The organism is Mesorhizobium sp. YR577 (assembly GCF_900116595.1).
Classification (GTDB): Bacteria; Pseudomonadota; Alphaproteobacteria; order Rhizobiales; family Rhizobiaceae; genus Mesorhizobium_M.
On the sequence record NZ_FPBI01000003.1, the window covers coordinates 368,752 to 375,119 of the forward strand.

The following is a 6,368-nucleotide window of genomic DNA, read 5'->3' on the forward strand; positions in this document are numbered from 1 at the left end:
TCAACGAATGCGGGGTTGGAATGGAGATTGCACCGGCCGGACAGTGGTTCAGAAAGACCGTGGTCGACAGCGTCGTCACACGCTTCGAGGAGCCTTTCGTCCATTCCTATTTCGCCGCCAACATCTGGCTCGTTAAAGGCAGAGACGCCGACTTGCTGGTCGACGCCGGCATGGGCCTGCGGCCGCTCAAACCCGTGCTCGACCTGACGCCCGGCAAGCCGGTCCTGGCGCTGGCGACGCATATCCACCTCGATCATGTCGGCGCGCTGTGCGAGTTCGAGCATCGCCTCGGCCCGCGCGAGTCGGCTGGAGCCTTCGCCAAAATGCCGGACGCGCTGACCTATGCGCATGAGTTCCGCCATCTGGACGACGCGGTCAGCGCGCTGCCTGCGCCGGGCTGGATGCCCGCCGACTACCAGCTGACGCCCGCACCGCTGACCCGCATCCTCACCGAGGGCGACGTGATCGACCTCGGCGACCGCTCCTTCACCGTGCTGGAGCTTCCCGGCCATTCACCCGACGGCATCGGCCTCATCGACGAGAAAAGCGGCCTGTTCTTCGGCGGCGACGCCATCTATGACGCCCAGCTTCTCGACGACATGCCCAACTCCGACCGCGCCGTCTATCGCCAGACGATGGAACGGCTGAAGACCCTGCCGATCAGCATCGGCCACGGCGGCCACGGACCAAGCTTCGATGCCCGGCGCATGGGTGAGATCATCGAGGCGTATCTGCGGCGGGGTGCGGAAGGATAGGAACGCCGCGTGGTGAGAAGCCCCAACCACCTTCGCAAGCCTCAAAACAAAAATGCCCCGCAAAGCGGGGCATTTTCATTTCAATCAACCAACGCAATCAGGCTTCCTGGGCGCCCCAGCCGGCGACGGCCTTGACCTCGAGAAAGTCTTCAAGACCCCACTTGCCGCCTTCGCGGCCGAGGCCTGACTGCTTGTAGCCGCCGAACGGGCTGCCCGAGCCGCGCGAGGCGCCGTTGATCTGCACCATGCCGGCGCGCAGGCGGCGTGCGACGCGGTGGGCCTTTTCCTCGTCGCCCGTCTGGATATAGCTCGACAGGCCGTAGGGCGTGTCATTGGCAATGGCGATGGCGTCTTCCTCGCTGTCGAAGGGGATCATCGTCAGCACCGGGCCGAAGACCTCTTCCTGGGCGATGCGCATGTCGTTCGAGACGTCGGCAAAGACGGTCGGGCGCACGAAATAGCCGCGGTTAAAACCTTCCGGACGGCCGAGGCCGCCGGCGACGAGGCGCGCGCCTTCCTTGATGCCGACATCGATCAGGCCCTGGATCTTGTCGAACTGCGCTTCCGAGACGACCGGGCCGATATGATCGCCGTCGTCGGTCGGATTGCCGACCTTGGCGTTCCTGGCAAAGTCGGCGGCGACTTCGACGGCGCGATCATAGACCGAGCGCTCGACCAGCATGCGGGTCGGTGCATTGCAGGACTGGCCGGTGTTCTCGAAGCAGTGGGCAAGACCGCGCTGCACGGCAGCCTGAAGGTCACTGTCGGCGAAGACGATGTTGGGCGACTTGCCGCCGAGCTCCAGCGTCACGCGCTTGACCGTCTCGGCAGCCGCCTTGGTGACGGCGATGCCGGCGCGGGTCGAGCCGGTGAACGACATCATGTCGATGCCGGGATGGCGCGACATCGCCTCGCCGACGGTGGGGCCATCGCCATTGACCATGTTGAAGACGCCGGCGGGGAAGCCTGCCTCTTCCATCATCTCGGCAAAGACGATCGACGACATCGGCGCGATTTCGGACGGCTTCAGCACCACGGTGCAGCCTGCGGCGATGGCCGGCACGACCTTCAGCGTCACCTGGTTCATCGGCCAGTTCCACGGCGTGATCAGGCCGCAGACGCCGATCGGCTCATGGACGATGCGGTCATTGGGGGCAACATCGCTGAGCCGGTGCTCGAAGTCGAAATTCTTCAGCGTGCGGATGAAGCTCTTGATGTGGCTGACGCCGACGGCTGCCTGGGATTCGGTCGCGAGCTTGATCGGCGCGCCCATTTCCGAGGAGATGGCACCGGCCATGTCGGGCAGGCGCTTCTTGTAGGCTTCGAGCAGCTTTTCGAGATATTCGACGCGCTCTTCGCGGCTGGTGCGGCTCCAGCTGTCGAACGCCTTGCGGGCGGCTGCGACCGCCTTGTCGACATCGGCACTCGAGCCCAGCGAGATCACGGCAAAGGCCTGCTCGTCGGCAGGATTAATGACCTCCAGCTCCTTCGGCGTGACCGGGGCAGTCCATTTTCCGTCGATGAAGAAATCTGTCTTGCGCAGCATCGGGCTCTCCTTTTGACGACGGCATCGCATGTCGCGCCGTCTCGTACTCTCGCGGTCCGTGCGACCGGCATTTTAGCTAGTGACGCATAAAGCAAGGTTCAAATGGCATGGCTATCGCAGACCTCGCCGTGGCGCTCAAGAGTCCTGCCTGTGGCCCAATGGTTTCGGCCACAAACCACAATCGTCGCGCGTTTCCTGCAACAGGTTCAACCAAACTGCCACATCCTGTCAGGACATTTTACCCTGCGGGATGGCCGGGGTTTGAAGCACCCCCTATAAATCCGCTCCCAAGCGAGCAACCGCCATGTCAGCCCTGTCAGGATCGCGCCGCCAGGCGGCCATCGCCTTCATTCTCGTCACCGCGGTGCTCGACATCGTGGCGATGGGCATCATCATTCCGGTGCTGCCCTCGCTGATCGAGGAATTCGTCGGTTCGAATGCCGAGGCCGGATGGATCAACGGCGTCTTCGTGGCGCTGTGGGCCGGCATGCAGTTCGTCGCCTCGCCGATCATCGGCTCGCTGTCGGACCGCTACGGCCGGCGGCCGGTGATCCTGCTCTCCACCGTCGGGCTCGCCGCCGACTATGTGCTGATGGCGGTGGCGCCGAACCTGTGGTGGCTGGCGCTCGGCCGCATCATTGCCGGCATTACTTCGTCGAGCTTCACCACGGTCTTCGCCTATATGGCCGACATCACAGCACCAGAGGACCGCGCCCGCGGCTACGGCCTGATCGGGGCGGCCTTCAGCGCCGGCTTCGTCGCCGGCCCGCTGCTCGGCGGCGTGCTCGGCGAGATTTCGCCGCGCGCGCCCTTCTGGTTCGCCGCCGGCATGAGCGGCATCGCCTTCCTCTACGGCCTGTTCGTGCTGCCGGAATCGCTGGTGCCTGCCAAGCGCATGAAATTCTCCTGGAGGCGCGCCAATCCATTCGGCGCGATGATGCTGCTGCGCTCGCATCCCGAACTCTCGGGGCTCGCCGTGGTCGGCTTCCTGCTGCATTTCGCCCACCACGTCTTTTCCGCCGTCTTCGTGCTCTATGCCGCCTATCGCTATGGCTGGCACGCCTGGGAGGTCGGCGTACTGCTGGCGATGGTCGGCGTGCTCGACATGATCGTGCAGGGCGTGCTCGTCGGCCCGGCGGTCAAGCGCTTCGGCGACCGCGCCGTCATGGTCTTCGGCCTGTTCGGCGGCGCCGTCGGCATCGCCTGCATGGGGCTGGCGCCGACCGGCCTGCTGTTCACGCTGGCGATGTTCCCCAACGCCTTGTGGGGCCTTGCCATGCCGACGCTGCAATCACTGATGACGCGGCGTGTTTCGGAGTCGGAGCAAGGCCAGCTCCAGGGCGCCAATATGAGCGTCGCCAGCATTGCCGGCGTCGCCTCGCCGCTGTTCTTCGGCGCGGTCTATGCCTTCACGCTACGCGACGGCTCGTGGCTGCCCTATCCCGGCGCGTCCTTCCTGATCGCAGCGGCAGTGCTCTTGTGCGCGGCGATTTTGGGCTGGGCGGTGGCGCGTCAGGCAGGCCGGCGGGAAGAGGAAGCATTGCCCTGAAAGGGCAGTTGGGCCAGTCAACAAGCTTAAGATAAGGTTATCGGAAATCGCGTCAGAGCAGCGAAATCACGCCTGAAATCCTGACAATATATTACCCAAGGACTCCAAAGTTGTTCCTCCGTCACAAAGCTGCCGGAGGTTTGCCGCATTTGATGCCACATTTGGCTCCTACCGGCTCGGGGCATGTCCAACCTTGGAGCCCTCCCCGAAAGATGAAGATCACTAGAACCGCGATCTGCGCGGTAACGATGACGGCCGGCCTGATGGTCGCCGCTTCCGCAGGAACCGCTTCGGCCCAGTGCGGCCGCGCTTCCTGGTACGCCCTCACCTCCAAGACCGCCTCCGGTGAGCGCATGAACCCCTCCGCCATGACCGCCGCGCATCGCAGCCTGCCCTTCGGCACCAAGCTGCGCGTCACCAACAAGAACAACGGCCGCAGCGTCATCGTGCGCATCAACGATCGCGGACCGTTCATCAAGGGCCGCGTGCTCGACGTCTCGAAGGCTGCCGCAAGGAGCCTCGGCTTCATCGGCTCGGGTCACACCGCCGTCTGCATGGCCAAGGCCTGAAACCTATTCGCCGCAGTCGCGGCGATCGCCTCGGCCAGTTCGAGCCCCCATTGCGCCTTGCAATAGGCGCGGAAATCGAAACAGGGCAGGCCGGGGCAGACCTCGAATTCGATGAGGTGGACAGTGTCGTCCGCTTCCACGCGAAAATCCATCGAGAACACATCGCGCAGGCCGAGCACCTGCATCAGCCGCGTTGCGATGGCGCCAATGCGCCCTGCCGCAACCGGCTGGCTCACTGCTACCGGCACCAGTTCCGGCTCGGCATAGCTGCCTGTCGCCCTGGCCTCCGCGCCGGTCTCGCCATAGAGCGCAAGACTGTCTTCCATGGTCTGGAAATCGCCGCCTGAATCGACGAAGAAAATGCCGAGCGCCTCCGCACCGGCGTCCGACGTCAGCCCGAGGAAACTCAGCCGCACATTGCGGCCCGAAACATAGGGCTGGACGACGACATCGTCGCGATAAGCCGCAAAGACGCGGTGGCTGAGCTCCAGCGCATGGCCGGCAGTCTCGCAGCGTGAGTCGGCATAGATGCCGATCTTGGCGCCCAGGCGGTTCGGCTTGACGAAATAGCCCGTCACCGACGCCGGCGGCTCGACCAGCCAGCGCCCGTCGCGCGCCAGCCCCGCCTGCGGCACCGGCATACCCAGTGCGCCAAGCACTGCGCCCGCGCGAAACTTGTCCTGGCAGAGCGCAAACAGCGAATCGTCCGAGCCCAGCGTCCGCAGGCCGTTCAACCGCGCCAAAGCAGGGCCGGCGCTGCCGCGAAAATAGGCGATGCCGTCGCTGATCGTCCACACCAGCGTGTTTTTCGGATCGCGCCCGGCAAGTGCCGTCGCCGCATCGTCCAATGCGACAGGCTCGAAGCGCAGGCCGCGACGGGCGCAGGCCGTTTCCATTGCGCCGAACTCCGGCGCAATGTCGGTCGACTGCGCCAGATAAGACGAAATCTCCGCCGCCCGCGCGGCCGGAAACCCGTCGCCCACCAGCCGGTCAAAACAGGCCTTTTCTGGCTCGTAGATGAAGATCAGCGTCGGCGTCTGGTCGGGCATTTTTGGAGTGGTCCCCGCAGGATGTGTTGCCGCCCGAGAATCGCACTGCTCCGGAAAACGGCTTGCGCGAAATCGACCTCAGCGGGGCGCTGGCGTGACAGTGGGGTGTGACGTCGTGCGCGATCCATTGCGGGCAGGGTTCTGATGTTGACGCGCGTTCTGCGCCGTTGAGGCTCTTCAGCGTTCCGGCATGGATCCCCGGGTCTCCGCCCTTCGCTTCGCTCGTGCTACGCCCGAGGATGACGAAGAGACGGCGGCGCCTTTAGCGGGAACCTTGGCGATTAGCAGCGACAGCCATGAAGTCGTCATCCCGGAAACCGCAGCGAAGCGGAGGTTATCCGGGACCCATTGGCCTGATCGTCGTCAAGCACGGCCCGGTCCTGATATTGACGCGCGTTCAGCACCGCTGAAGCTCTTTTGCATTCCGGCATGGATCCCGGGTCTCCGCTTCGCTCCGCCCGGGATGACGAAGAGAGGGGTGGTGCCGCTAATCGCAAACGTTGTTGACTGCCGCACAGCAGGTGCGGCTACCGCGCCGGAGACGTAACTGCCGCGTACCAGCGTTGACGATTAGCGAGAGCCAAACACGCAATTCGTCATCCTCGGGTCGCAGCACGAGCGAAGCGAATGCGAAGAACCCGGGGATCCATGCCGGACCATCGATGAAGGCCGCAGCGGTGCAGAACTGCCGAACCCGAAGCTCACGCAGCGGGGGAAATATTTTCACCCAATTTCCCCTCAACCCATTGTTTCCGCTCACCCCACACATTTTTTCACACCCGATTTATCCCCCTCATTCCCACCCCCCGCATAATCCCCCCATCGCTCCTGCGGGACCGGGTCTGGAACCGGGATCAAGGGGGAGTGGCGGTGACCTCCCGCCCTGGTGTGGTAACCAGG

At 64.4% G+C, this 6,368-nt stretch carries 5 protein-coding genes; 3 read left to right on the forward strand and 2 right to left on the reverse strand.

What is annotated here, in order from left to right; genetic code table 11:
• Window positions 1-20: 20 nt before the first annotated feature.
• Window positions 21-755 (forward strand): MBL fold metallo-hydrolase, encoded by a 735-nt coding sequence (locus BM413_RS06945; protein ID WP_091911695.1) that lies wholly within the window; start codon window positions 21-23, stop codon window positions 753-755.
• Between the two features lie 97 nt (window positions 756-852).
• Here the strand turns inward: BM413_RS06945 and BM413_RS06950 are convergent, their stop codons facing one another.
• Window positions 853-2,301: an aldehyde dehydrogenase family protein gene (locus tag BM413_RS06950; RefSeq protein ID WP_091911697.1), complete on the reverse strand. Its 1,449-nt coding sequence runs from the start codon at window positions 2,299-2,301 to the stop codon at window positions 853-855.
• A 304-nt stretch (window positions 2,302-2,605) separates the two neighbouring features.
• Between BM413_RS06950 and BM413_RS06955 the strand changes: the two genes are divergently transcribed.
• Window positions 2,606-3,850 carry a TCR/Tet family MFS transporter gene (locus BM413_RS06955; protein ID WP_091911698.1) on the forward strand — a complete coding sequence of 415 codons (1,245 nt, stop codon included), beginning with the start codon at window positions 2,606-2,608 and terminating at the stop codon, window positions 3,848-3,850.
• A gap of 212 nt (window positions 3,851-4,062) precedes the next feature.
• Complete coding sequence (locus BM413_RS06960; protein ID WP_091911700.1) at window positions 4,063-4,419, forward strand: septal ring lytic transglycosylase RlpA family protein; 357 nt, start codon at window positions 4,063-4,065, stop codon at window positions 4,417-4,419.
• On the opposite strand, the gene BM413_RS06965 is transcribed toward BM413_RS06960, so the two are convergent.
• Entirely contained in the window at window positions 4,389-5,468 is a 1,080-nt protein-coding gene (locus BM413_RS06965) for a D-alanine--D-alanine ligase family protein (RefSeq protein WP_091911702.1), read from the reverse strand. The two genes, BM413_RS06960 and BM413_RS06965, sit on opposite strands and share 31 nt — an antisense overlap.
• Between the last annotated feature and the right edge of the window lie 900 nt (window positions 5,469-6,368).

What these genes read in the sequence shown, in the direction of transcription:
- BM413_RS06960 (WP_091911700.1), top strand. Translation starts at nt 4,063, where the DNA reads ATGAAGATCACTAGAACCGCGATCTGCGCGGTAACGATGACGGCCGGC.
- BM413_RS06965 (WP_091911702.1), bottom strand. Translation starts at nt 5,468, where the DNA reads ATGCCCGACCAGACGCCGACGCTGATCTTCATCTACGAGCCAGAAAAG.
- BM413_RS06945 (WP_091911695.1), top strand. Translation starts at nt 21, where the DNA reads ATGGAGATTGCACCGGCCGGACAGTGGTTCAGAAAGACCGTGGTCGAC.
- BM413_RS06950 (WP_091911697.1), bottom strand. Translation starts at nt 2,301, where the DNA reads ATGCTGCGCAAGACAGATTTCTTCATCGACGGAAAATGGACTGCCCCG.
- BM413_RS06955 (WP_091911698.1), top strand. Translation starts at nt 2,606, where the DNA reads ATGTCAGCCCTGTCAGGATCGCGCCGCCAGGCGGCCATCGCCTTCATT.